The organism is Paenibacillus sp. J22P169 (assembly GCF_059691995.1).
Window position 1 is genome coordinate 461,889 of the sequence record NZ_JCAUAO010000002.1, and the last position, 25,717, is coordinate 487,605.

Consider the following 25,717-nt stretch of genomic DNA (forward strand, 5'->3'; position numbering starts at 1 on the left):
CAATATAAGCGGTCATGCTTCCTCGAATTAGCATCGAATAGAGTTTAGACATTACTTTGCGGGGGCCCCAAAAAAACGCGAAGGGGAGTTAATATGAGGTTGGTCATTATAGATGACGAGAAAGGGATTGTAGATGGCTTGAAAACCATTGTGAGGCGCTATCTGCCTTCATGCGAGGTGGTCGGGACGGCACACAATGGGATCGAGGGTTGTAGGCTTGTTCAGGAGTTGCAGCCGGACATCGTGATAACGGATATCCGAATGCCGCAATCTGATGGGTTAGAGATGATTCGCAATCTGACATCTTCCGGCTGTAAGACCAAGTTCATCATCTTGAGTGGATATGCCGAATTTGAGTATGCCAGAAAAGGGATCGAGCTGGGAGTGAAGTTTTACATCACCAAGCCTGTCGAAGAAGAGGAACTCGAAGAATGCGTAACCAAAGTCATTGCAGAGATCAACATGGAGAATGTGCAAGCACGGCAAGGGAATGAATTGATGCTAAAAGATATTCTGATGACTGGATATAATCATGCTGCCCATGAGAGTCAAATATTGAGTTTGCTGCATTTGCCTGTTTCTGGCCATCAATGCGTATGCGCGCTATTGGAATTCGGGTGTGAGCCAGGCAGGCTGCAAGAGGAACGTATCCTAAGCAGATTGAGGGACGACTTAAGCCACTACGACCAGGTGCAAGCATTCCGTTATGAAGGATCTCAGTTTGCAGTCATTGTAGTGAATGTGAAGAGTATCGATGAATCAAATCTGCTTCGTGATCTGAAAACACTGCAAGAATGGTTCAACCAATTATGGGGGATATCGGTATCGGTGGGGATCGGTCAGCCTTACCTAGCGCCGGTAGGATTGAGCACTTCGTTTGAAGAGGCACAGCAGGCACTGCGTTATAAGTTGATTAAGGGCATCAATGCAGTCATTCCATACAAGGAGACAGAGCGGATTTCCGACAGCAGCATAATCGTATCGGAAGAGGATATGGCCCTGTTGGAAAAATGCATTGAAGATATGGACGCCGAAGGTAGTAGCGTCGCCATCGAACGGATCTTTCGGACCATCGAAGCGGAGGATAGTTTGAATCTTGCCGACCTTCAGCATCAAATCTTGATTATTCTATTATCCAGTATGAGACGAATGTCTTTTATGCAACTACAGATGAACGACTTCCTTGGCAAATACATTCTCTCCCAGGATGAAATATCCCGTTTTAACACAATGGAAGAATTAAAATTATGGTTGATTCAAGCGACTGAACGCATCATTGAGCACAAATTGATTCGAAGTACGCCGAAGAAAAAAGATGTGATATCCGATATCAAGGAGTACGTAGCTGTCCATTATAATAGCAACATCACCTTGGCGGACTTATCCGCCAGATTCTTTATTAATCCGTATTATTTGAGCCAGCTGTTCAAGGAAAAGACTGGGGACACATACTTAAGCTATGTGATGGGAATTCGCATTAAGAAAGCGAAAGAGTTGTTGGAAGAGACTGACTTGAAGATATATGAAATTTGCCAAATGGTCGGTTACGCGGATACGACTCATTTCAGCAAGCTGTTCGAAAGGATGAACGGTTGTACACCAACCGAATATAGAAAAAAGTGTAAAATATAACGAATTAAGTAGCGCCCTTTCTCCCCCTACCAAGGAGAGAAGGGGTGTTTTTTGTCGGAAAACTTAAAAGTACCCTAGTGTAAACTTAAAAACCCCCCTTTGAGCTTTTATCAGAATCAAGGTATATTTTTAACATGAAAACGGATTCAATTAGACAGAAATTCATGAAGGATGTGGAGAGAACCAAATGAACAGCACAATGTCTGTTGCTGGTAAGGAGAAATTGGCAAAGCGAACGGGAGTAGGTCCTGTCTCATTGCTTTGGCACAATATAAGAACCTATTGGCCGCTTTATGTGATGGCTATCCCTGGTATTGCTTTTATTATTATTTTTAAGTACATTCCGCTAACCGGATCGCTTATCGCTTTTCAGGATTATTCGGTGTTTAAAGGTTTTATGGATAGTCCTTGGGTTGGTCTCAAGCACTTTAAGACTTTGCTTGATTACCCGGATTTCAACCGAGTGTTTACCAATACGCTCATTTTAGGCATATTGAAGACGCTGTTCGTATTCCCCGTACCGATCCTGTTGTCCCTGATGATCAACGAGGTCAGGAAGGCAGCACTCAAGAAAGGGATTCAAACCGCTTTATATATTCCGCATTTTCTGTCGTGGGTCATCGTAGCGGGAATCTCTTTTGATTTGTTCGCGATGAGTGGATTATTTAATATGGTAATCGGTTGGTTCGGCTATGATCCTGTTTTGGCCATGCAAGAGAGTTCGTATTTCCGGCCGATTTATGTGCTTACCGGACTATGGAGGGACGCTGGCTGGGGCACGGTCGTCTACATGGCAGCGATCAGTTCAATTGATCCTCAGCTGTATGAATCGGCTATGATGGATGGCGCATCGAGATTTAAACAGATGAAATATGTGACATTCCCGTTGCTGCTTCCAACGATACTTGTTCTGTTCCTACTGGAAATCGGAAATTTTATGGAACTAGGCTTCGATCATGTATACAATCTTTTGACGCCAATGACATACAGCGCTGGTGACATCTTAGATACCTATGTGTTTCGGACGGGCATTCAGCAAGCACAATACAGCTTTGCGACAGCCGTTGGCTTATTTCAATCGATCATCGGATTTATCCTGGTCTACACGTTCAATCGATTGTCCAGGAAAGTTTCGGATGGGGGGCTCTGGTAGCTATGTATTTGTCCAAAAGTGAAAAGGCGTTTGGATATGGAATTCTGATATGTCTCTGCATCTTCTCGGTCATTGCCTTGATTCCTCTCCTGTCGGTTATCTCCATCTCATTCAGCTCGAGCCGGGCCGTCGATTTAAATATAGTGACGATCTGGCCCAAGGAATTCACGTTTGACTCATGGTCGTATTTGCTGGCGCGCTGGGACTTGTGGAGATCCTTTATCTTGACTGTGTTTACAACCGTTATCAGCACATTTCTCGCCTTGCTGGTCACTGCACTCTTAGCTTATCCTTTATCTAAAAAAGAATTTCTGCCCGCAGGTATTCTGATGGTAGCGGTGGTCATTACGATGGTGTTCAAGGCTCCAATCGTTCCATATTTTCTTACGGTTCGAAGCATCGGCTTGTATAACAATCCGTTGGTGCTGGTCATACCCCATATTTTGAGTCCTTTTAATTTAATCATTATGAGGACATTCTTTAAACAGTTCCCGAAGGAACTGGAGGAAGCGGCTTTTATGGAAGGTTGCGGCTACTTCCGAATGTTGTTCTACTTCGTGCTCCCGCTATCCAAGGCCGTGCTGGCGACACTGGCGTTATTCTATGGGGTTGTGGTGTGGAACCAATTCCAGCATCCGCTCTTTTTCATCCAGAATCCGGATTGGTTTCCACTGCAGCTGAAGATCAGACAGTTTATTACCGATCCGAACGAAATGCCTTTTGTTGAGTCGATTATGGATATTAATTATAGTGAACGCACATTGAAATCTGCTACTGTCGTATTTGCCATTATCCCAGTTGTTCTCGTCTATCCTTTCGTACAGAAATACTTTGTCAAAGGAGCCATGATCGGCTCTGTGAAAGGGTAACCCATCTCGGTTTAGAAGCCCCAAGGGCTATTAAATATGAATACCAATATAGGGGGAATACACGAATGTCATGGAAGAAGCTTAGTGTAATTACGTTAACTGCGGCAATGGCGGTATCCGTATTTAGCGGCTGTGCTAAGAAGGAAGAGGCGGGCAGCCAAGGTCAATCCCATAACCCATCTGCAACAGCTGCAAACGAGGAATTGGTGGATCTTGAAGTCTGGTACTCGAATCTCGGATTTAAGCCGATTGAAAAAGGCAGCAAGCTATATGAGTTTTACAAAAAAGAGCTCGGTGTAGGAGTCATCCACCCTTATGTGGAATGGAACGGCGGGACATCCTATCTGAATCAGTTGAATTTGAAAATTGCAGCGAATGAAATGCCGGATATGTTCTTTCCACAGCAAGGCATGGAAGCAAGCCTAGCAAAGAATGGCGCCATTGCGGATTTGACGGAACTCCTTCCCAAATATGCACCCAATCTATGGAATGCTATTCCCAAGGATGTGTGGGATATTGTGAAGGCTAACGATCCTACAGGTCAAGGTCGCATTTATTATGTACCTGGTGTGCTGGATTATGGAAGAATGGGTGGACTGATCCGCAAAGACTGGCTGGATAAAGTCGGCCTGCCGATGCCAAAGACGCAAGATGAGTTTGTAAAAGTGCTGGAAGCGTTCCGGGACAAGGATCCGAACGGTAACGGCAAGAAAGATGAACTTCCGACAGGCGGCCGTGAGCAGGCGGCATGGATGGATGAATTGTTCGCCATGTATGGCGTTGCAATGAATGAAGGTAAACCTGACTGGGACATCTACGACGGGAAGTTGACTTACTCAGCTGTGACCCCAAATATGAAGGCATCGTTGGAGTTTATTGCCAAGCTGTATAAAGACGGTTTACTGGACAAAGAGACCCTTTTGAATAACAAGGCTCAATGGGACGGCAAAATCGACTCAGATAAAGTAGGCATTTATTATCACTGGGCTGAGGATGCTGGTGGACATGTGGAGAAAATCTTCAAAAACACCAACATGAAGGGTGACTACTCCGTTCTACCTATTCCGGAAGTTCCGGGCTTCAAAGGGTTCTATACCTTGAAAAAGATGCAAAGCCCTATCTGGGTCGTGAAGAACAATAAGGATCAGAAAAAACTGATGGCTACCATGAAGCTTCTGAATAATCTGTATGACAAAAGCAAATGGGAGAATCTGTTCTATGGTGCTGAAGGCATGCACCATGAAGTGAAGGACGGCAAAAAAGTGTCCATCGCCCCAGATAAGAGCACGCAAGAGAATAAGCTGTTTCAGCCATTCAACGATTTAGATACACTGGAATACAAAACCAATTTGTTGAAAACAGCTACTTCTCCTGAGCGTGTATGGGCGTTGGGGCAAAACACAAGAAACATGGCGGACAATCAGAAATATGTGAAAACGATTGCTGGAGACGGTTTACCTGCTAGCATCTATGATGGCTTTGCGGATATTAATAACCGTACACTGTATGTCGAGTATGCAACCAAGATTATTCTTGGGCAATATCCGATTAGCAAGTTTGACGAATTCGTCGAGAAGTGGAATAAGTCCGGAGGGGAAGAAGTGACCAAGCGAGCAAGGGAGTGGTATTCCAAAGTAAAAAAATAATTTATTACGGATGGTGAGTTCCATAAGAGGCAGTCCTATGATATTGGGCTGTCTCTCCATTTTAGAAACGGAGAGCCTGGACAAACCCGCCACGTTTTAGTGAAGCTGAAAGAAACGTCAATAGAAGTTTTCTCCGGGGATAACAACAAACCTATCCTGCCACCCGTTGGGTGGCCTTTTTTGCATGAATTAAGGCATCGAGAGAGTTAAATATTTACAAAATTAACAAATAAAATTGTAACTAGATTTAATACTCGTTAACTATCATTAAATAAGTGATGACATCACACCAAATTTTGATAGAGAGTAGGAGAGAAATTATGAAACTAGTACTGATGGGAGATCTACATTATCACCAGGTTGATGAAGCAATTCCAGGATGGTTAGAAGCTCGTAATGATTTCTATCAAACGTTTTTGGGACGATTTTTAGAATTAGAAGCGGATGTTCATATTTCATTAGGGGATCTTACTAATTATGGGTATTCCTCGGAGCTGCAGGACGTCTACGCAATTTTACGAAAAGGTGAAAGAACGTTTTATCATGCTTTGGGAAATCATGATCTTTATGCGCAAACTAGGAGAGAAGTACTTGAAATAAGCGGTCAAGCTCGCTATCACGCAGTTACAACGGAGCAAGCCATACTGGTATTTTTAGACACAGCGAAAGAGATGGATTTTGAGGATTGGGGAGGATGGGTTGACGAAGAGCAAATGACATGGTTTGAAGATATCATTAAGGCATCTGGGACAAAACCTGTACTCGTGTTTGCTCATCATCCGGTACATAATACGACAACTAATTCGGATAAAGATAAAGGATCCATACATCCTAATATTGATATGTGGAAGATTTTAAGCAAGAAAGAAGGAGTAGGCCTATATTTCAACGGTCATACGCACATTGACTCGATTGTTAAGCAGAATAACTGGACATTTGTTCAACTATCAGCGTGCCTTGATCAGCAGGGTTTGCGGATTGTGGAGATTGAACAAGAAGAAATACGTATTTCAGCTGTTGACCTATTGGACCCAGCTCTAACAGAGAATGTAGAGATGTTGTACAACAATATGAAGCATTTTAGACACAATCCTAACGCGCGTGGTAAAGATTCGGATCGCGAATGCAGCGTTTCTTTACGGATAGCGGCAGAGCAAAAATAGTTAATTTTTGTTCTGAATAACAGGCTAATTAGGAGGTGCTGATGGATGAAGAAGCTTAAGCATGATGAAGGTGCAGTATTCTTTGAAAGATTAAGCTCTCACCGGATGGTGGCTTCAATCAAGGAACCGAAACAAATTGAAATTGCCTTGTCGCTCAGAAACCAGTTAAGCGGCGTATTTCTGCTAACAGGACATATTGGGGTAATTAAAGGCTATGTGGATGTATTCAAAAATCACCAGTTACCGGTATTTTTGCACATGGAAAAGATAGGCGGATTAAGTACCGATTTTTATGGGATGGATTACTTGGCTAAAGTGATTAAACCAACAGGGATCATTACCACGAAAACGAATGTCGTAAAAACAGCGAAAAAAATGGGGCTATTCACCATTCAACGCTTTTTCCTGGTGGATACCGAAGGGATGGAGAACATATCCAAAAGTCTTACTCAAATCGAACCTGACATCATTGAGGTCATGCCAGCGAGAAATCCAGAAATGATCGGGGAGATCAAAAAGTTTACTGCCATTCCAATCATTACCGGTGGCTTGTTGTTTGAACGAAGTCATGTAATGGAAGCTTTTAAGTATGGAGCAACTGCAGTATCTTCCTCTAAATCGGAATTATGGCGTGAAACGTATTCAGAGGAAGAACAGAAGCTTCGACATATTGTGTAAAAGCATGAAACATATGATCTGTGAATTTTCAAAATATTAATAGCCATTTAACACTCTGTTGATACTGGGCGATTATGATGAACATGACAAGTAAATAGCAGTAGGTTGGAGTAATGGAGAAGCCTGATTAACGGTCGACTTGAAGTCGGCGGTTGATTTAGGCTTCTTTCTTTTTGGGTTGATATGAAAAACGAGGAGGAAAATTAAAATGATTAAGAAAAAATTGGTATCCATTCTTACGCTTAGTTCAGTATTCATGCTAGCAGCATGTGGGACGGGTGGCACAGACAACAAGACCGCCACGGGTGCAGCAAGTAATTCCGCCTCTTCAGAAGGCAAAGTTGTCATTAAATACTGGACAGCTAACGGTGGGAAGATTGAGGAAGCGAAACAAAACCTTGTGAAAAAATTTAATGAATCGCAGAGCAAAATTGAAGTGCAGCAAGCAAACCAAGGGACTTACGACGATCTTCATGCGAAAGTGCAAGCTGCATTTGCTGCAGGGAACGCGCCTGCCGTATTCGATCTCGAAATTTCTTCTACAGGGATATTTTCCCGCTCAGGCATGCTCGTAGATCTAACCCCACTTGCAGCAAGGGATGAGGCACAAGTCAATATTAAGGACTTTAATCCAGGTCTTATGGGGAACGCCTATGTAGATGGCAAGCTATATGGTATTCCTTTTATGCGAAGTACGCCGATCTTTTATAAAAATGTCACGATGTTAAAAGATGCTGGCTTGGATCCTGCCGGTCCAAAAAGCTGGGAGGAATTGGAGCAATATGGTCGAGTATTGAAAGCGAAGGGTAAGACACCATTGACGATGGCAGTCGGCGTCTGGGAATACGAGGCACTCGTTGCACAAAGCGGTGGTAAGGTGCTGAGCGAGGATGGAAAAAAAGCAACCTTTAACTCTCCTGAAGGCGTTGCGCCGGTGGAGTTTTGGAAGAAAATGTCCGATGAAGGTCTAATCAAGTTTGTAGTTGGAAAGACAGCAGGTGCTGATGCAGACAAGGATTGGACCAATCAGATTTCCGCATTTAAAATCGGATCAACCGCGGGCGTCTCTGCGAGCATTGAGGTTGCTAAGGGTAATAATTTTGAGATGATGACCAGCTTTATGCCTGCTAATAAATCGTTTGGTGTGCCAACCGGAGGATGTCATTTGGCAATCACATCAAAGCTAACTAACGCAGAAAAAGAAGCAACTTGGGAATTTATTAAGTTTATGACATCTAAGGAAAATACGATCTATCAGCATAAGTATGTCGGCTACTTGCCGAACCGACTATCTGCTTTGCAAAGTGAAGAGCTACAAAACTATTATAAAGAGTTTCCGCAATACAAGGTTGCTTCGGATCAACTACAGTATGCCGTACTTCGCCCGAACGCCAATGCCTATACAGAAATTTCCAAAACGATTATCGATGCCATGACCAAAGCTATACTCGAAAAGGATGTAAAGCCGCAGGATGCGATGAACGAAGCTGCGGAAAAAGCTAACAAATTGTTGAGCAAGTAAACCCTGAATGGGGAAAAGGAATCACTGTTAGTCCATTAGAGAAGAGCCGGCTTCCGTACACGGAAGCGGAAGCTGGCCTGCTATCACTTCATCAAGAAAGGCTGATCATACCTGTGGAATGGTTATCTAAGATTAAAGTAATTATTTTTGATATGGATGGAACTCTCTATCAAGAAGACACCTTCATGGATCGTTATATCCGCTATTTATTAGAAGGTACGGAATGGGAAAATGAGGTGGAAACCTCAATAGATGCATCAAGGAAGATCTTGTCTGGTAATCACACGATAAAATTAGGTCATTTCTATCATAAGCAAGATGGGGTGGCGCTTGTCCATAAATCCGGGAGATTTGTTCATGGATTTTCAGAGAAGGGCGTTGAGCTCGAAGGGCGAGAGTTTGCTGAGAAGTATTCATCCCTATCTATGTATGATTCCAATCTCATCTATATGGGGGATCCATGGGGAATTGTAATGGCAACCCGTCATAAGTACAAGATTCCTGATGAGAAAATGAAAGTTGCTTTTGAACAAGTTCGTGAAGAAATGATCCTTGAGCCGTATCAAATTGGACTGCATAAAGAAATGTTTCTAACCATTCAGAGCGTAACTGCTGTAGATAGAAAAATATTAATGACAAATACCTACGAAAAATCCGGTATCGATTTTTTGCACTATATGCAAATACACCACATGTTTGACGAAATCTACTGTGGTGCTGATAAACCGTTTGGCATAAAAAAGTACATGGCGACGTTACTTGAACAGGGATTTCATGCTCATGAAATCTTATCGATTGGAGATAATCCTTGGAATGATTTATACCCTGTCCAACAAGCTGGAGGCAGAACATGTTTTATTTCGCCTTACCAGAGCGGGGACGAGCAGCAATGGGATTTACGTTTGTATGCTTTGGATGAGTTGACTGAGTTGATGCATGCTATTCAGAATAACAGAAGCATAAAAGCAAAGGAGATGAACGTATGGCAAGGATCCAATTAATCAATATTGGTAAAAAGTATAAAGAGGAAACGATTATCAGCGGTTTAAATCTTACCATTAAAGATGGGTCATTTACTGTTCTCGTCGGCCCGTCCGGCTGCGGCAAATCAACTACCTTGCGCATGATTGCAGGTCTTGAAAAGCAGAGTGAAGGACAAATATGGATTGGTGATAAATGTGTAAATGAAACGCAGCCAGGGCTTCGAGATGTAGCCATGGTATTCCAAAACTATGCGTTATATCCAACAATGACCGTACGTGAAAATATTGAATTTGGTCTCAAAAACAGAAAAGTACCCAAAAGAGAGCGAGAAGCGCTCATCCATGATATTTGTGAAATCGTCGCTTTAACGGCATATCTGGATAAGAAACCGCAAAACTTATCGGGAGGACAGCGCCAAAGGGTCGCGCTAGCTCGAGCGATGGTCAAAAATCCGAAGGTATTTATTTTGGATGAGCCGCTCTCCAATTTGGATGCAAAGCTGCGCAATCAAATGAGAACGGAGTTGATTCAGCTTCATAAAAGGCTAGGCACGACCTTTGTCTATGTCACCCATGATCAAGTAGAAGCCATGTCAATGGGCGATGAGATTGTTCTTATGAATAAAGGGATTATTCAGCAGTCGGATTCACCTTTGAAACTTTATAACGATCCGGTTAATGTGTTTACAGCACAGTTTATCGGGACCCCGGCTATGAATATCTTTCCTTTTGCTGATGTACAAGGGTTAAAATTCGCGACGGCTTCGAAGATTGGTTATATTGGCTTCCGGGCTGAGCACGTGATGATGTCCCCAAATGATGTTGTAGATGGGTTTGTGGTTGAAGGAGAGATCATAACCAGAGAGAGCCTAGGCTCGGAAAATATTTATCAGATCAAATCCGAAATGGGCATATTCTTCGTAAAGACCTTTCTTTCTGCTTTGCAAACGGAGAATCATATCAGAACAGTGATTCCCTATGATAAGCTTTACTATTTTGATCTGGACGGCGAAAGAATTCGTTCAATAGAAGCTCGGAAGCTGGACGTGTTAGAGATAAAGGCAACACCAAAAGAAGCAGCACGACAAGAAAAAATGCTTGTGACTGGCGGCGGTGTATAAGATGACTATGTGGGAAAAACTGCGTCCGTACGCCATGGTTGCGCCTGCGATTACTGTGTTTTCATTGTTTTTTATTTATCCGATCATTTATATGATCTACCTAAGTATGTATGATTGGAATTTTATTAGCCCTACGAAGAACTTTGTTGGTTTACAAAACTTTACGGATCTACTTACTGAAAAAGAATTTATACAAGTAATAACAAACTCAACGATCTACACGGTTTTAACCGTTACATTTATCATTGTCCTCTCCTTATTCCTAGCCCTCTGGTTGAATAAAACGAGTGTATTTCAAAGTTTTGTCCAAGGTGCGATCTTCAGTCCGCATATTGTTTCATGGGTCTCCATTTCCATGATCTGGGTCTGGGTGATGGATCCTCAGTATGGCTTATTAAATTGGTTCATTGGTTTGTTTGGCTTCGGAAAGCTGGCTTGGCTGTCCTCTCCGAATACATCTCTGATTTCTTTAGTCATCGTCGCTGTCTGGAAAGGACTTGGCTATAACACCCTGGTTTTTATCGCCGGTTTACAAAGCATTCCTAAGGATATCTATGAAGCGGCAGCCCTGGATCGTTCCAAGCCTTGGACTACCTTTTATAGATTAATTCTCCCTATGCTCTCGCCAACCATCTTTTTCCTGGTGATCATCAACATGATCGGTTCGTTTCAGGTATTCGAAACCATCGCGATTATGACTCAGGGAGGACCCGTTAACTCAACGAATACGCTCGTATATTATATCTATGAATATGGTTTCCGATTCTTTAAAATCGGCAGCGCTTCTGCAGCGGGTGTCATTTTACTGTTTATTGTCGGGATATTAACCATTATCTACTTTAAAATGATGTCAAAGCGCGTTCATTATCAATAGAAAGAAGGGAATGCATTGAAAGCCGAGCAGACAATTAATTCTGATCGTACCGTGATATATGTAAGAAGCAAAGAAGAAATCATTTCAAAAACCTTACATTACATAATCAAATTCGTAAGTGTGATTTGCATGATTGCTTTAGTACTTGTTTTTGCAATGCCATTTGTATGGATGCTTTCGACCTCTCTGAAGACGCTGCCTGAAACCATGATATTCCCGCCTAATTGGATTCCTAAACATTTCATGTGGAGCAATTATACAAAAGCCTGGAGCTCAGGTCCGTTTTTACACTATATTACGAACAGTTTCATTATTTCAATAAGCATTCTCGCTGCGCAGATGCTCACGATTATTCCTGCGGCTTATGCTTTTGCTCGCTATAAGTTTAAGGGGTCAGGTATCTTGTTCGGCATGGTTATGGTGACGTTAATGATTCCATCTCAATTGATTTTCTTGCCCGTATATTTACAGTTGAGTGCATGGAAGCTGCTGAATACACATCTAGCCCTGATTCTTCCATTTGCGTCCAGCGCCTTTGGCATTTTTCTCTTGAGGCAGTCATTTAAACAAGTTCAGGAAGAACTGATAGAAGCAGCTCGGTTGGATAGTGCAAAAGAGTGGCAGATTATTATTAAACTAATGGTGCCTATGGCAAAACCAGTATTGGCGACCTTTGCCCTCTTTAGCTTTATTGCACATTGGAATGATTACTTCTGGCCACTTGTCATGACGACAGATGATGTCGCGAGAACGTTGCCTTTGGGAATTGCTAAGATCCGGGAAGAAGAAGGAGTAGCCAATTGGAATGTATTAATGGCTGGCAACATGATGCTGGTAACACCAATTCTGATCGCTTTCTTTTTTGCACAAAGGCATATCATTCAGGCATTTGTGTATACGGGGGTAAAATAATTGAAATGGAGAGCCATTGTACATCATGGTTCTCTTTTTTTTCATCCAGTCATAGGAGAAAAATGAAACATAGGCGGAAAAATGGCACATACCTTGGTGGGCTGAAATGGTTCATGATAGGGCAATTTGGTGATGTTCATCACTTTGAAGAGGCGCTTATACTGAGATTGCACCATCCAAATAATCTTTGAACAGAACATCGTGAAAGCAAGGAGTGAGGCAATTATGGATCCGTTAACTATGCGAGGTATTATTACGGTTTTAAACACCCCGTTCACCATACATAACGAGCTTGACGAGGCTTCGCTGCGGCGGAATGTCCGGTTGGCGATGGACGCGGGAGTCGTGGGCTTTCTCGTGCCTGGTCTAGCTGCGGAATTGTATCACTTGACGCCAGAAGAAAGGCTGCGCATGACACAGGTTGTGGTGGAGGAAGCAGACGGACGCGTTCCTGTTATCGGAGGAGCAACAGCCGCTTCTCCCGTTGAAAGGTTGAAGTATGCAGAACAATTCACATCCCTTGGGTGTGCTGGAATCCTTGTGAATATTCCGTATCAGGATGACCGGCAATACGAGCGGGATGTGCGGGAGATTGCCGGTGTTAATCCTGGCTTTTTGATGCTGCAGGACTGGGATCCTTCCGGTTTCGGTGTGCCTGTACCGCTGATCGCTAAGCTGTTCCGCGAGATCGAGGCGTTCCGCAGCTATAAAATTGAGGTGGTTCCAGCAGGTGTAAAGTACAGTCAGATCTTGGAAGCGACGGGCGGCGGTCTGCATGTTGCTGGAGGATGGGCTGTGACACAGTTTATTGAGGGTTTGGACCGTGGGATTCATGCCTTTATGCCTACTGGCATGCATGAAGTGTACACCGCGATATACAGATTGTACGCGGAAGGGAAGAGAGCGGAGGCTGTTAGGTTATTTTATCGGCTGCTGCCCGTTTTGGCGTTTGCAAACCAGCATCTGGACGTGTCGATCCACTTTTTCAAACGACTCCTATACAGGCAAGGGACTTATGATACCCCACGCGTGAGAGAACCGATCTTACCGTTTGATCCATGCCATGAGCGGATTGCCGATGAATTAATTGCCTATGTCACTCATTTGACAGATGAACTTGAAGAAAAGAGGCGCTGAGTTGGGAAGCTCCATGTATCGGAAAATCAGGAATTTCAAATGCCGGATTCAGGACGACCTCAGGGTTAATGGTCTTCGGGCGATTACGCTTGAGAATGAAGTGTTGCAGATTACTCTACTTTTGGATAGGGGAGCAGAGCCAATCCGTTGGTTGCATAAGCCAACCGACAGCGATCTCATTTGGTTTGCGAGCAGAAACCTATTGCCGCAACAGCCCCTATTTTCAGATTATCAAATGTCCTATTTCGGCGGTTGGCAGGAAATGTTTCCAGAGGTCAGTGAAACGCATGTTTATCGAGGGGCGACGCTGCACCGTGGAGAGTCAACCCTTGTGCCGTGGGATTATGACATTGTGAAGGATGATCCAGATGAGGTCATCATTTTATTGACGACGCGGATGCAATCTATGCCGTTTCGGATTGAGAAAACCATTTGTCTGAAGTCTTTAAGCTCGAAGGTTCGGATAGACGAGAAGATCTATAATGAATCTCCTATGACACAGCTAGAGGCGAATTGGGGGCAGCATTTGGCATTCGGACCTCCTTTTTTTACGGAAAACGCCATCGTGGAGCTAGGAAAAGAGGCGGTTATCCATCATCCCGTGACTGGGCAAAGTTGGAAATGGCCTACGATGTATGAGGACAAATATCCCATCAATCTGTCCAGATTTCCGCCAATAGGAACGGAACGTGAACTTTTATATGTAACGACTCCTGATGGTGAATATAAGATCGTATCCTCAGATCGCGGGATTGCCGTTAAGATTCGTTGGGATAATACAGTGTGGCCTTATTTATGGTATTGGCAAAATTATCAAAGCGACCTCAATCATCCTTTTTTTGGGTGTGACTACAATATGGGCTTGGAAATGTTTAACGTCCCGCCAAAGCTTACGGTTCAGCAAGCAGTTGAGGCAGGATTGGCTCTAAGTGTGCCCCCGCTTGGAAGCTTGGCGTCCTGGCTTGAAATCGACATTGAGCTACTGTCATTCATTCATGAGAAAGGAGGCTCAACCTATGGATTACCGGACGCCTAAACTCACATTTGAGAGAATTAAGACGAATACGGTAAAGATTAGAACTAACCTTGTCACAATCAAAAACATGGCGAGGCCGAATGAAGGTCAGCCTGATCATTGGAAAGCACCTGAAGTCTTTAATGATCTGGTGGATCAGGTGCTTCTGATGAGAAAGCAAGGAAAGCCTGTCATTTGGTCGATGGGCGCACATGTCATCAAAAACGGGTTGTCTCGCTATATCATTGAGCTGGTGAAGGAAGGGATTATTACCCACGTTTCGGGAAACGGGGCGACAAGCATTCATGATTTTGAGCTAGCTTTCATGGGTGAAACCTCAGAGGATGTCGCCAAATCAATCGAAGACGGCTCCTTCGGAATGTGGGAGGAAACGGGACGCTATATGAATGAGGCGATTGGGCAAGGCGTCGCCAAAGGACTCGGATATGGTGAAAGTTTATTCGACTACTTATCCGCACATCCAGAAAGGTTCCCACATTATGACGATTGTGTTTTTGTACAATGCCAGCGCTATGGGGTGCCGTACACATGTCATATATCCATAGGAACTGATATTATTCATCAACATCCGATCGTGGATTTCGAAGCGCTCGGTATCGCGAGTGGCAGAGATTTTGAAACCATGTGCCGATCGGTTAGCCAGATGAACGAAGGCGGCGTTTTTCTCAATTTCGGCTCCGCCATCTCCGGTCCTGAAATCTTTCTTAAAGCGTTAAGCCTGTCTAGGAATGTTGGATTAAAAATGGATAACATTACGGCTGCCAACTTTGACATCGTACCCGTATCCGGCAGTGTAATTCCGGCGGATTCAGACCCGGATTATTTTTACCGACCGCGGCGTATTTTCATGGATCAATTGAGTGAGATTGGCGGCAACGGTTACTTGTTTCATGGACTTCATCAGGCAACGATCCCGCATTTTTTTCAGGAAATACTTAAGAGAAAACGGGAAATGGGCATGGATTTGTCTCCAACGCTAATGTTAAATAATGTAAGTGATTTTAATTTACTAAGCGCTCGGCTGTTTCCAATTCAGGAAAGAAGGAGCAAGCTGAGTGTGGAAGCGATTCAGCTTCCAGGGAAGACGGAAATTCCTGAATGGACGTCGGAAGGGTTCGAAGAATTCGTGTCGAGGTGGATGCATGCGACAAGTCTGAAAAAGCATGTTTTAGTATCACTTGGGGGAAATGTCGTCGGCAGCGGTGTCACATCCTACTTGAACGATTTGATCTGCAAGGGAGCGATTACTCACCTCGCCGTCAATGGGGCAGCAATGTTTCAGGATCTAGAGTTAGCTGCGTTCGGGCATACCGAAGAAATAGAGGATGGCTCGCTAGTGACTGGCCGAAGAGGGATGTGGCAGGAGCCAGGACAGATGATTCACAGGGCCTTATCGGAAGGCAGCAAATTGGGGTTGGGTTATGGAGAAAGTGTCATTCGGTATGCATCGAAGCATTTGGATGATTTCCCTTATTTGTCTCAAAGCCTAATGGGAGCGTGTATGGAAGCAGAAATCCCCTATACATGCCATATCACAATCGGAACAGATGATATCCAGCTTCATCCTGACGGAAACTTTGCGGATCAAGGGCGTGCGAGTGGACTAGATTTCCAGGCGTATTGCCACAGTGTAGCGAATCTCGAAGGAGGTTTGTTTGTTAATTTCGGTTCGACCGTAACAGGACCTGAGGTGTTCTTGAAGGCTTTATCTATTGCAAGAAATCTAGGAAATCCTGTCCATCAGATAACCACGGCTAATTTTGATATCGTTCGCTTAGGCAATTATCACAAAAAGGTTGGTTATGAGGACTGGGATTATTACTATCGGCCACGAAAAAATATCATACACCGACCGACCAGCTTGGGAGGCAAGGGGTATCATTTTGAAGGGCTTCATCAAGTAACGCTTCCAAATATTTGGAAGAAAATAACTGATATTAATTCTTAGGAGGGGGCTGACTGAGTGCAAGCTGTGAATGATGAGGATTACAGATGTATGGATGAGCCGCTCTCTTGCGAAACGCTGAACTCCATTTTATCCGACATCTCGAAATTGAAAATCGGCGTCATTGGAGACGCATGTGTAGATATCTATTGGCATGCTGATATGACCAAAAGTGAGCTCTCCAGAGAGACGCCACATCATCCCTTGCCCATTATACAGGAAAGCTTTTCGCCTGGCGCGGCAGGTAATGTGGCCCTCAATCTGAAGGCGCTGGGCTGTGAGGAGGTTTCGATCTGTTCAGTCATTGGGCCCGATTGGCGAGGAAATATTTTGCGTGATTTGTTTCTAAAGGCTGGAATAAAGGACACTTTTCTGCTGGTCGAAGACAACTGGATCACGCCTGCTTATTGCAAACCTATTCGATGGGGACTCCAGAACGCGAAGCAAGAGGATGCCAGGATTGATTTCATTAATATGAAGTCTTTGGATGATAAGCAAATGGAAAATCTTCTAGAGAAAATCGACCTCATTATGGAATCATCCGATGCAGTCGTAGTGACTGATCAATTTAAGTGCGGCATCATTGCTGCAGAAGTTCGCAAGAGGTTAACCGAATGGGCACGACGTGGCAAATTAATTGTCGTTGACAGCCGTGATCGCATCGGACTTTTTGAAGAGGTGATTGTCAAACCGAATGAGGTGGAAAGTATAAAGTGGCATCGTCCGGATGGCGATTTGCCTACTTCTACGTGGGACGATTGGATTGAAGCTGGTAAGAGGCTTTCCCTCAAGAATGGTGCGCCCTGCTGTATGACGCTCGGAGAACAAGGGGCGATTTGGTTTGACAAGGAAGCGTATATTCATGTGCCGACCAAACCTGTCGATTCACCTATTGATATCGTTGGGGCAGGGGATTGTTTCGCTGCTTCTCTGCTCTGTGTGCTCGCTATGGGTTTACAGGGACCTACTGCGATTGCCTTTGCGCATCTCAGTACAGCGGTTGTTTTGAAAAAGCTGGGGATGACCGGAACGGCCAATCCCGAAGAAATTCGTCACAGGTACGATGCAAACAGTATAGATTGGGATAGGAGAGATTAGATGAACACGACGACAAGATCTACCATTCGGGCTGTTTTGTTTGACTTCGACGGAACACTGTCCACGTTGCGAGCGGGTTGGGAAGAGATCATGGCTCCATTTATGAAAGAAAGTATTCTTGGAGCTCATGAGCTGAATGAGGAAGACGAGAAAAGATTAGAAGCAGAAATTGCTGCGTATATTGTGCAATCTGCTGGCATCCAAACTGTGTTTCAAATGGGGTGGCTTGCTGAGCAAGTCCATAAAAAAGGCTGGAATCCAGTCGTTTTGGATGCTTGGGATTACAAAGCCGAATACAACCGTCGTCTGCTCGAGCAGGTGAATGATCGTATTCGCAAGCTGCAACAAGGTGAGCAAAGTCCAGAAGATTTCTTGATGAAAGGGGCCGTCCAGTTTCTAGATGAGCTTCAGAACCGACACATTGAGATGTACGTTGCAAGTGGGACTGACCATCCAGACGTCCTCCATGAAGCGGAAGTGCTGGGTGTACGGCAATTTTTTAAAGAAATAGCGGGTGCCCCTGTCGGTCGAGCGGACTGCTCCAAAGAAAAAGTGATCAAGGATCTTCTGGAAGAGAAAGGTTTTACTGGAGGCGAGTTGGCTGTCATCGGCGATGGGAAGGTGGAGATTCGACTAGGCAAAGAGAACAATGCACTGACCATTGGATTGGCCAGCGATGAGGTTAACCGTGAAGGAATCGATTCGATGAAAGAAGAACGGCTATTGAAAGCGGGAGCGAATCATATTGCAGGTGATTATTCGGATCTTAGTCTTTGGTCGATGTGGCTGAGATGGTAGACGAATCATGGCAGCAGAATCCGATACATGCATGTACTAAGCCATTCCTAGGAATGGCTTTTTGGTGTTCCACGATGAAATGGTGGGAGAAATATGAAACATAGGCGGAAAAATGGAACATACCCGCTAGGAGTTAATGGTTCATGATCTAGCCATTTGGTGATATTCATCACTTTCGCGAGGCGTTTATACTGAGATTACGCCATCGAAATAGAGAGGGGCTTACCAGGTATGAACAGGATGAATTTCAGCACGTACTTTCCTCTAAGAAACAAATTGTTTCTGAGGATTTTGCTCTACTTCTTGTCCCTGCTATTACCGATTCTGGTCATTGGCTCATTTGTATTCATCAATTTCAGCAATAAGGCGAAGGACGATTTCAAGCATAAAATAGAGGCGAATTTACAATCGTCCGCGGACTTTATCGATATTTATTTGCAGACGGCCCAGCGGTCGAGTGTAAGCTTTTTTTACGATAAAAATATTATATCGCTTTTGCTTCCGTTCGATTTGTACAGTACGTCCGACAGAGTAAAACTGCCTAATATCTCTTACACGATATCACGGATTTCTGGCGATATCGGAGACCTAATCGATAACTTGTTTGTTTATGTGGATGATCAAAAAGTATATACGAAGGACGGCGTGGAGGATTTTAATTATTTTTTCAACGGCATCTATCGATTTGATTCGTATGACACCAGCTTTTGGAGAAGCCGATCAAATAAGGATACCTATTTGGAGCTGCTTAATCCCTCTAAGGTAGTCTTTAATCAATCGTTTGAAAAAAACGCGATTCCATTTGTGTATTCAAATATCGTTAACGGCCATCAGGCTAATCTGGTATTGACGATTTCTGTGGAGAGGATTTCCAGGGCGATTCGAGAAAATGCCATGTTTTCCACGACACGTTTTCTACTTTTGGACAGCAAGGATCATCTCGTTTGGAACGGCATCGGAATCGGTAACGAAGAGACGCCCCCCTTATTCACGAAAGAGCAGCTAAATAGCGGGGAAGTGACAATCAAGGGAAAGCCATATTTTGTCTCGCATATCGTATCTGGTGTATATGGGTGGAATTATTATTCGCTCACTCCGACCGTTGAATTCACGGCACAGACTACGAATCTATTCACGATGTTTGTGGCGGTTTGCTTGCTTCTAATCATTGGCGGATGCATTCTGTCCTTTGTTTTCGCCTTCAACCTCTTTAATCCAATTAAAAAGCTTCAAGATATTGTGCTTAACGAGGGGAATGAGCCGTCGACCTCATGGATGTCGTCAAACGGCAAACGGGAGACCGAACTGGATCGGATTGGAATGGGGATCCATCAAATCATTGAAAAAAACAATTCTTTCAAAAAAAAGCTCGACAGCATGTCCTTGGAATATATCGACCATATGCTGCTGCATGTCATGACGGGAAGCAAGCCAGTAAGCGATCAGGAGCTCGACAAAATCGTAAGGTGCGATCTGTCTTTCAAGAAGGATTACTTCATTTGCTGTACTGTAAACTTTTCCTATAAGACCGAATTTTATGATGAAATTCAAGATGTCGAGCGGCTGTTGATCATGAACAAGATCAAAAAAATTATTGAAAGTCTAATTGGGAAATATTTGCCGGTATACGTTTTTGAATCGAAACAAAACGTTTATGTGTGCCTAGTCAATGCGGATGAGACGGAAGGAATGAATGACTTCAAGAGAGCGCTGCGCGCCATTATCGGAGCATTCCAGCATGATGCTAGATATTGCAGCATTCATATCGGCCTTGGCAGTGGTTATTTTGGACTGGAGGGCATTCCTAAATCATACGCTGATTCGGTAGCTGCGCTGGAAGCCGCTGATCGAAGGCCAGATTTTCTAATCGTCGAGCTCCCTGATCCGGCCAAAGTAAAGAACACTACTTCGAATAAATCCGATCAGCTGGTTAGTACGATCGTTCAGTATATCCAAAGCCATTATCATCAAGATCTCTATCTTGAGAAAATTGCCGAACATATGGGGGTATCCTCGAAATACATTTCCAAGGTATTTAAGGAAAAGACGGACACGAACCTTACGGATTACATCAGTATTACGCGTATCAATAAGGCTAAAGAAATACTCGGGAGTACGAATTTGAATATCAGTGAAATTTCGGAGCGGGTCGGAATCTACAGCAGGACAACCTTCATTCGTTTGTTCAAGAAATATGAAGGTATTACGCCGAATGAGTTCAGAAAAGCAAGTAGAACATAAGGATTCATGCGGAAAACTGATACAGTGTGTTGGAATAGTGATACATGGTGTTTTAGACGGCTAAATGAAACAAAAGTGCAAAGATTGGACGTTTTGAATCGGATGCAAGCGTGATACAACTAAGTCAACTCAAACCGAAAGGAGGTATTCGTATCAGGCTGATTCGTCAAAACAAATATCTGTATCTAATGATGATCCTGCCCATGCTGTACTTTGCGCTTTTTAAATATGGTCCTCTATTCGGACTCCTGATCGCCTTTAAGGATTACAACGTATTTCAAGGCGTCTGGAAAAGCGATTGGGTGGGAACCAAATACTTCCGGGAGTTTTTGTCGGACCCTTATTTCTGGAAGCTAGTGCGCAACACCCTTTTGATGAATTTATATTTGATTATTTTCTATTTTCCAGCTCCCATTGTGTTGGCACTTCTGTTAAATGAACTCAAACTACTGAAATTCAAAAAAATTGTACAAACGGTTAGTTATTTGCCGCACTTTCTTTCCACCGTCGTTATTTGCGGAATGCTCGTCAACTTTCTGACCAACGACGGATTGATCAACCGTATTCTGGGGGGACTCGGATTTGAGAAAATTCAATTCCTGCTCAAGCCTGAGTGGTTTAGAACGATTTATGTCAGCTCGGAAATTTGGCAGGGGCTCGGTTGGGGAGCCATCATCTACTTGGCGGCGCTCACTGCGATTGACCCTCAGTTGTACGAGGCTGCTACGATGGACGGAGCCAACCGCTGGAAGCAAGTATTCCATGTGACGATTCCGGGGATAGCACCGGTCATTACGATTATGTTTTTACTTAATCTAGGTAACATCATGAGCATCGGTTATGAAAAAATACTGTTGCTTTATACCGGACCGACGTATGAGACAGCGGATGTTATCTCTACATTTGTTTATCGCAGAGGTCTTCTTGGAAGCGATTTCAGCTTCGCGACGGCAGTCGAATTTTTTCAATCCATCATTGTATTGTGCTTTGTAGTTACAGCGAATTACATTTCGAGAAAAGTAAGCGAAACTAGCCTATGGTAGAAATGAGAGTGACCCCTATGAGGAGAAACAAAGGGATCGCACCCTTGCTGTTTGACGGAGTCAATGTGTTCTTTATGCTCATACTCATGCTGGTGACGTTGTATCCCATTTATTACATGGCGATCATCTCAGTAAGCGACGGGTTTAGTGTGGCTAGGGGGGAGGTGAGGTTTTTTCCGTCCGGCTTCAACTGGGAAGCCTATAAAACCATTTTGGAAGACCCGACGATCGTCCGCTCCTATGGCAATACCTTTTTGTATACCACATTAGGTACAGCTATTAATCTTGCAATGACGGCTTTATGTGCCTATCCGTTATCTCGTAGTAATGTTCCTGGAAAAACATTGTTTACGGTGCTTATCGTGTTAACTATGTTTTTTCACGGTGGGATTATCCCAAATTATTTGGTAGTTCACAATTTGGGGCTGCTCGACTCGATCTGGGCCATTCTGCTGCCACCGGCCATTAACGTATGGTACATGATTATGATGCGGACCTTTTTTTCGGGTATTCCCAAGGAAATAAATGAATCCGCTCTCATGGATGGCGCGAACGATTTGACTATTTTTTTACGCATTGTTCTTCCGCTTTCTGTTCCGGTCTTGGCAACGATGACCATGTTTTATGCGGTGTGGCATTGGAACAGTTTTTTCCCTTCTATGATTTATTTGGATAATCAGAAGCTGTTCCCCATACAAATCATCATGCGTAAAATTGTTGTCGCTGGGCAGATGGGGAACCAGAGTATGGCAGCCAGCGGCTCGGAGGTTGGGGGAATGGTTACTGCGGAAACGATTAAGTACGCTGTCATCATCATTACAATTACGCCGATTTTGGCCATCTATCCGTTCATTCAGAAGTATTTTGTCAAGGGAGTTATGGTGGGGGCATTAAAGGGATAGACGCAGCAACTTAATTTAAATAATGAAATGGAGCGAATGAAATGGCAAATAAAAAGAAACAGGTTATTTCTTTGATTTCCACCTTGGCACTGACATCCGCAGCATTGCTCGGTTGCAGTACTTCACAACCCGCAGCTGAGACGAAACAACCGGACGCTACAAGCCAGCCGAGTGCTGATTCGAAGAGCACAGGAGGCAAGCTGCTGGACAAACCGATGACGTTAAAGGTTGCGCTACCGGATGCTGCAAGCCAGCCCCTTGTTCTGGATTCGCCTGCTATTCAGGAAATTAACAAAAAGACCAATGTCAAGATTGAACTGCAAGGTACGCCCGACACGAACTATTCGGAGAAATTGAAAACGATGCTGGCCACAAACAATATCCCGGACATTGTAAGAATCGCTAAAGCTAACTTGCCTGACGCCGTTCCGATGCAGAAGGCTGGAATGTTCCTTGCCGTAACCGACTATCTGGACAGTGCTCCCAATTTCAAGAAGGTGATGGACCAAAACCCTGAAATCAAGAAATTGATGGTGGATGGAAAGCTGTATGGGTTCCCGGTAATGGGAAAATGGAAGGTTCGGTACGGGCAGCTCCCGCTGGTACGGGACGATATTATGAAAAAACTAAATTTGCAGGCACCGACTACATTTGACGAGCTGTACCAGGTTTTGAAGAAATTCAAGGAAGCTTATCCGGATTCGTATCCGCTAACTTTCCGCAACGGTATCAAGAATTTCCTTCCGTATATGGCTTATGCACTGGGCTCCGGATATACGATTTACTTCGACCCGGATATCAACGGCGGACAATATGTGTATGGCCCAGCGCATTCGGAGGACTTCAAGCCGGTGCTCACTTATTTCAACAAGCTATATAGCGAGAAGCTGCTAGATCCAGATTATGCCATCAATACGCAGCAGACTTGGCAGGAGAAGCTGAGTACCGGCAAATCACTCTTTTATTACGACAACAATACGTTTGCGCTTGGGTTTACCAAGACGCTTCAGGCCAAAGATCCACAGGCTAAATTCGAGCAGCTTCGCATTATGAAAAACTCGAAAGGCCAAACCCGCAATTACGAGTACGCGAAAGACTGGTGGCACCTGTATGCGGTGAGCTCCAAGGTGAAGGATCCTAAGGAAGTCATCAAGTTTATGGATTGGATGTACAGCGATGACGGCGTAAAGGTAACCAACTACGGCATTGAAGGAGAGCAATACAAGCTGGAGAACGGGAATCCTGTCGTGCAGGACAGTGTCCTGAAAGCCTACTTATCCAAAGCGGATCCATTCCATGCCATGCAGTCCGCAGTGGGGACTGGATTACTGGCCTTCGCTACGTATGTCGACGAAAAACCGCTTGTTGCGATTTCGCCTCCTGAATTGGAAAAATGGAGCAAGTTGATGGATCAGGATAGCAAAGGCTATTTCCAAAATCCATTATTGGATCCGCCATTCACTAAGGAAGAAACGGATAAATTAAAACAGCTGAGAACACAAGTGGATACGTCGGTTGAGCAGGAAATGGATAAATTTATTATGGGTACGCGCTCTTTGAACGAATATGAAGACTTTGCCAAGCAGTTAGTCAGCAAGGGTGCATTGGAAATTGAGAAAATTTATAACGATGCGAATGCCCGTTTGAAAAAATAATGTTTGGAGGCTTGTATCCATGATCTACGATCATATTCGAAATGCTGGATTGTACACCGGTTTAAATGAGAAGTTCGCCGTTGCCTTTGATTATTTGAGCAGCAATAACGTGCTCGAGATGGAGCCTGGCAAATACGAAATTCAGGGATCTGAGCTGTTTCTGCTTCTTCAAAGTTATGAGACAAGACCGGACGATCAGGGCTTCTGGGAAGCGCATCGAAGCCATATCGACATTCAGATCATGCTTGAGGGGACGGAACGAATGGGAGTGGCGTATGCAGGCCACTTAAAGGTAACGGAAGATCATCTGGATGAGAAGGACTATAAGGTGTTGGTCGGAGATGGGGACTTTATGGATGTAAAGGCGGGCTGTTTCACGATTTTTTATCCCGACGATGCGCATATGCCTTGCCTCTCTCCAGCCGAAGGTTCTCAGACCGTGAAAAAAGCGGTATTCAAAGTAAAAATTTGATGAGGTGAACTATGAACAGTCGGGAGCTTTTAACTCAAATGAATGAAGGAGGCCGCATCTACGGGACGTTGATTATTTCAACGTCTCCCCGCTGGCCTGCGGAAGTAAAGAAACTCGGTCTGGATTTCGTATTTTTGGATACAGAGCACATGTCCATGGACCGCGATCAGCTTTCATGGATGTGCCGCACGTACGCAGCACTCCAGATCGCTCCTATCGTTCGCATTCCTTACCCCGATCCGCATCAGGCAAGCATTGCCATGGATGCCGGCGCAGCTGGTATCGTCGCGCCTTATGTGGAAACCGTGGAGCAGGTTCAAGCGCTGAGAGGTGCGGTTAAGCTGAGGCCGCTTAAGGGGCAGAAACTGCAGCGGATTATGGATGGCAGCGAGACACCAGAGCCGCAGCTCGCAGAATACTTACAGGAATTTAACAGGGAAAATATATTGATTGTGAATATTGAGAGCAAACCAGCGTTAGATGCATTGGACGATATTTTAGCTGTACCAGGACTGGATGGCGTGCTAATCGGGCCGCACGATCTATCCTGCAGCTTGGGTGTTCCCGAGCAGTATCGGCACCCGATATTTGTGCAGGCTATCGAGACGATCATCCGCAAAGCGAGAGCCGCAGGCGTCACAGCTGGCATCCATTACTTTTTCGGCGTTGATCAGGAGATCGAGTGGGGGAAGCTGGGCATGAACATGTTTATCCAGGCCTCCGATATGACAGCATTTGTGGACAATATGACGCGCGAGCTTCATGAAATTAAACAGGCGCTAGGCGATGCGGCACACAGTGCCGAAAACAGAATTCATATTTAGTCATTCATGTGAA

22 protein-coding genes are annotated in these 25,717 nt (G+C 44.3%); all 22 read left to right on the top strand.

Translation table 11 applies throughout. The annotated features are described in order from the left end of the window. The first annotated feature begins 93 nt into the window (after window positions 1-93). The 22 genes from AC58QG_RS16460 to AC58QG_RS16565 all read left to right on the top strand — a co-directional run bounded on the left by AC58QG_RS16460 (window position 94) and on the right by AC58QG_RS16565 (window position 25,704). Entirely contained in the window at window positions 94-1,632 is a 1,539-nt protein-coding gene (locus AC58QG_RS16460; RefSeq protein WP_497363198.1) for a response regulator, read from the top strand. A gap of 298 nt (window positions 1,633-1,930) precedes the next feature. After that, window positions 1,931-2,785, top strand: coding sequence for an ABC transporter permease (locus tag AC58QG_RS16465; protein WP_497363466.1), 855 nt, complete (start codon window positions 1,931-1,933; stop codon window positions 2,783-2,785). A 2-nt stretch (window positions 2,786-2,787) separates the two neighbouring features. Beyond that, on the top strand, window positions 2,788-3,654 hold the full coding sequence (locus tag AC58QG_RS16470) for a carbohydrate ABC transporter permease (RefSeq protein WP_497363199.1): 867 nt from the start codon (window positions 2,788-2,790) through the stop codon (window positions 3,652-3,654). A 65-nt stretch (window positions 3,655-3,719) separates the two neighbouring features. Beyond that, window positions 3,720-5,300, top strand: coding sequence for a type 2 periplasmic-binding domain-containing protein (locus tag AC58QG_RS16475; RefSeq protein ID WP_497363200.1), 1,581 nt, complete (start codon window positions 3,720-3,722; stop codon window positions 5,298-5,300). A 320-nt stretch (window positions 5,301-5,620) separates the two neighbouring features. After that, window positions 5,621-6,463, top strand: a complete 843-nt coding sequence (locus AC58QG_RS16480) for a metallophosphoesterase family protein (RefSeq protein WP_497363201.1) — start codon at window positions 5,621-5,623, stop codon at window positions 6,461-6,463. 45 nt (window positions 6,464-6,508) lie between these two features. After that, a complete protein-coding gene (locus AC58QG_RS16485) occupies window positions 6,509-7,141 on the top strand; it encodes a glycerol-3-phosphate responsive antiterminator (RefSeq protein ID WP_497363202.1) in 633 nt (210 codons plus the stop codon). Between the two features lie 208 nt (window positions 7,142-7,349). Next, entirely contained in the window at window positions 7,350-8,663 is a 1,314-nt protein-coding gene (locus AC58QG_RS16490; protein WP_497363203.1) for an ABC transporter substrate-binding protein, read from the top strand. Window positions 8,664-8,776: 113 nt separating this feature from the next. After that, window positions 8,777-9,664 carry an HAD family hydrolase gene (locus AC58QG_RS16495; protein WP_497363204.1) on the top strand — a complete coding sequence of 296 codons (888 nt, stop codon included), beginning with the start codon at window positions 8,777-8,779 and terminating at the stop codon, window positions 9,662-9,664. Next, entirely contained in the window at window positions 9,646-10,767 is a 1,122-nt protein-coding gene (locus AC58QG_RS16500; RefSeq protein ID WP_497363205.1) for an ABC transporter ATP-binding protein, read from the top strand. Before AC58QG_RS16495 ends, AC58QG_RS16500 begins: the two co-directional genes overlap by 19 nt. Window positions 10,768-10,774: 7 nt before the next feature. Next, window positions 10,775-11,641, top strand: coding sequence for a carbohydrate ABC transporter permease (locus AC58QG_RS16505; protein WP_497363467.1), 867 nt, complete (start codon window positions 10,775-10,777; stop codon window positions 11,639-11,641). Between the two features lie 129 nt (window positions 11,642-11,770). Further along, on the top strand, window positions 11,771-12,553 hold the full coding sequence (locus tag AC58QG_RS16510; RefSeq protein WP_497363468.1) for a carbohydrate ABC transporter permease: 783 nt from the start codon (window positions 11,771-11,773) through the stop codon (window positions 12,551-12,553). A 225-nt stretch (window positions 12,554-12,778) separates the two neighbouring features. Continuing rightward, window positions 12,779-13,690, top strand: a complete 912-nt coding sequence (locus AC58QG_RS16515; protein WP_497363206.1) for a dihydrodipicolinate synthase family protein — start codon at window positions 12,779-12,781, stop codon at window positions 13,688-13,690. 13 nt (window positions 13,691-13,703) lie between these two features. Next, window positions 13,704-14,726 carry an aldose epimerase family protein gene (locus AC58QG_RS16520; RefSeq protein ID WP_497363207.1) on the top strand — a complete coding sequence of 341 codons (1,023 nt, stop codon included), beginning with the start codon at window positions 13,704-13,706 and terminating at the stop codon, window positions 14,724-14,726. Beyond that, window positions 14,707-16,674: a GSU2086 family protein gene (locus AC58QG_RS16525; protein ID WP_497363208.1), complete on the top strand. Its 1,968-nt coding sequence runs from the start codon at window positions 14,707-14,709 to the stop codon at window positions 16,672-16,674. Before AC58QG_RS16520 ends, AC58QG_RS16525 begins: the two co-directional genes overlap by 20 nt. Window positions 16,675-16,689: 15 nt before the next feature. Beyond that, window positions 16,690-17,769: a bifunctional heptose 7-phosphate kinase/heptose 1-phosphate adenyltransferase gene (locus AC58QG_RS16530; RefSeq protein WP_497363209.1), complete on the top strand. Its 1,080-nt coding sequence runs from the start codon at window positions 16,690-16,692 to the stop codon at window positions 17,767-17,769. Continuing rightward, a complete protein-coding gene (locus AC58QG_RS16535; protein ID WP_497363210.1) occupies window positions 17,770-18,567 on the top strand; it encodes an HAD family hydrolase in 798 nt (265 codons plus the stop codon). Window positions 18,568-18,798: 231 nt separating this feature from the next. After that, entirely contained in the window at window positions 18,799-20,808 is a 2,010-nt protein-coding gene (locus tag AC58QG_RS16540; protein ID WP_497363211.1) for an AraC family transcriptional regulator, read from the top strand. Between the two features lie 110 nt (window positions 20,809-20,918). Beyond that, the gene (locus tag AC58QG_RS16545) at window positions 20,919-21,851 is read left to right on the top strand and encodes an ABC transporter permease (RefSeq protein WP_497363212.1); all 933 of its coding nucleotides are present in this window, start codon (window positions 20,919-20,921) and stop codon (window positions 21,849-21,851) included. A 17-nt stretch (window positions 21,852-21,868) separates the two neighbouring features. After that, the gene (locus AC58QG_RS16550) at window positions 21,869-22,753 is read left to right on the top strand and encodes a carbohydrate ABC transporter permease (RefSeq protein WP_497363213.1); all 885 of its coding nucleotides are present in this window, start codon (window positions 21,869-21,871) and stop codon (window positions 22,751-22,753) included. 41 nt (window positions 22,754-22,794) lie between these two features. After that, on the top strand, window positions 22,795-24,408 hold the full coding sequence (locus AC58QG_RS16555) for an extracellular solute-binding protein (RefSeq protein ID WP_497363214.1): 1,614 nt from the start codon (window positions 22,795-22,797) through the stop codon (window positions 24,406-24,408). 19 nt (window positions 24,409-24,427) lie between these two features. Beyond that, entirely contained in the window at window positions 24,428-24,880 is a 453-nt protein-coding gene (locus tag AC58QG_RS16560; RefSeq protein WP_497363215.1) for a NanQ anomerase/TabA/YiaL family protein, read from the top strand. Between the two features lie 11 nt (window positions 24,881-24,891). After that, window positions 24,892-25,704, top strand: coding sequence for an HpcH/HpaI aldolase family protein (locus tag AC58QG_RS16565; RefSeq protein WP_497363216.1), 813 nt, complete (start codon window positions 24,892-24,894; stop codon window positions 25,702-25,704). Window positions 25,705-25,717 lie beyond the last annotated feature (13 nt).

What these genes read in the sequence shown, in the direction of transcription:
- AC58QG_RS16460 (WP_497363198.1), top strand. Translation starts at nt 94, where the DNA reads ATGAGGTTGGTCATTATAGATGACGAGAAAGGGATTGTAGATGGCTTG.
- AC58QG_RS16465 (WP_497363466.1), top strand. Translation starts at nt 1,931, where the DNA reads ATGGCTATCCCTGGTATTGCTTTTATTATTATTTTTAAGTACATTCCG.
- AC58QG_RS16470 (WP_497363199.1), top strand. Translation starts at nt 2,788, where the DNA reads ATGTATTTGTCCAAAAGTGAAAAGGCGTTTGGATATGGAATTCTGATA.
- AC58QG_RS16475 (WP_497363200.1), top strand. Translation starts at nt 3,720, where the DNA reads ATGTCATGGAAGAAGCTTAGTGTAATTACGTTAACTGCGGCAATGGCG.
- AC58QG_RS16480 (WP_497363201.1), top strand. Translation starts at nt 5,621, where the DNA reads ATGAAACTAGTACTGATGGGAGATCTACATTATCACCAGGTTGATGAA.
- AC58QG_RS16485 (WP_497363202.1), top strand. Translation starts at nt 6,509, where the DNA reads ATGAAGAAGCTTAAGCATGATGAAGGTGCAGTATTCTTTGAAAGATTA.
- AC58QG_RS16490 (WP_497363203.1), top strand. Translation starts at nt 7,350, where the DNA reads ATGATTAAGAAAAAATTGGTATCCATTCTTACGCTTAGTTCAGTATTC.
- AC58QG_RS16500 (WP_497363205.1), top strand. Translation starts at nt 9,646, where the DNA reads ATGGCAAGGATCCAATTAATCAATATTGGTAAAAAGTATAAAGAGGAA.
- AC58QG_RS16505 (WP_497363467.1), top strand. Translation starts at nt 10,775, where the DNA reads ATGTGGGAAAAACTGCGTCCGTACGCCATGGTTGCGCCTGCGATTACT.
- AC58QG_RS16510 (WP_497363468.1), top strand. Translation starts at nt 11,771, where the DNA reads ATGATTGCTTTAGTACTTGTTTTTGCAATGCCATTTGTATGGATGCTT.
- AC58QG_RS16515 (WP_497363206.1), top strand. Translation starts at nt 12,779, where the DNA reads ATGGATCCGTTAACTATGCGAGGTATTATTACGGTTTTAAACACCCCG.
- AC58QG_RS16520 (WP_497363207.1), top strand. Translation starts at nt 13,704, where the DNA reads ATGTATCGGAAAATCAGGAATTTCAAATGCCGGATTCAGGACGACCTC.
- AC58QG_RS16525 (WP_497363208.1), top strand. Translation starts at nt 14,707, where the DNA reads ATGGATTACCGGACGCCTAAACTCACATTTGAGAGAATTAAGACGAAT.
- AC58QG_RS16535 (WP_497363210.1), top strand. Translation starts at nt 17,770, where the DNA reads ATGAACACGACGACAAGATCTACCATTCGGGCTGTTTTGTTTGACTTC.
- AC58QG_RS16540 (WP_497363211.1), top strand. Translation starts at nt 18,799, where the DNA reads ATGAACAGGATGAATTTCAGCACGTACTTTCCTCTAAGAAACAAATTG.
- AC58QG_RS16550 (WP_497363213.1), top strand. Translation starts at nt 21,869, where the DNA reads ATGAGGAGAAACAAAGGGATCGCACCCTTGCTGTTTGACGGAGTCAAT.
- AC58QG_RS16555 (WP_497363214.1), top strand. Translation starts at nt 22,795, where the DNA reads ATGGCAAATAAAAAGAAACAGGTTATTTCTTTGATTTCCACCTTGGCA.
- AC58QG_RS16560 (WP_497363215.1), top strand. Translation starts at nt 24,428, where the DNA reads ATGATCTACGATCATATTCGAAATGCTGGATTGTACACCGGTTTAAAT.
- AC58QG_RS16565 (WP_497363216.1), top strand. Translation starts at nt 24,892, where the DNA reads ATGAACAGTCGGGAGCTTTTAACTCAAATGAATGAAGGAGGCCGCATC.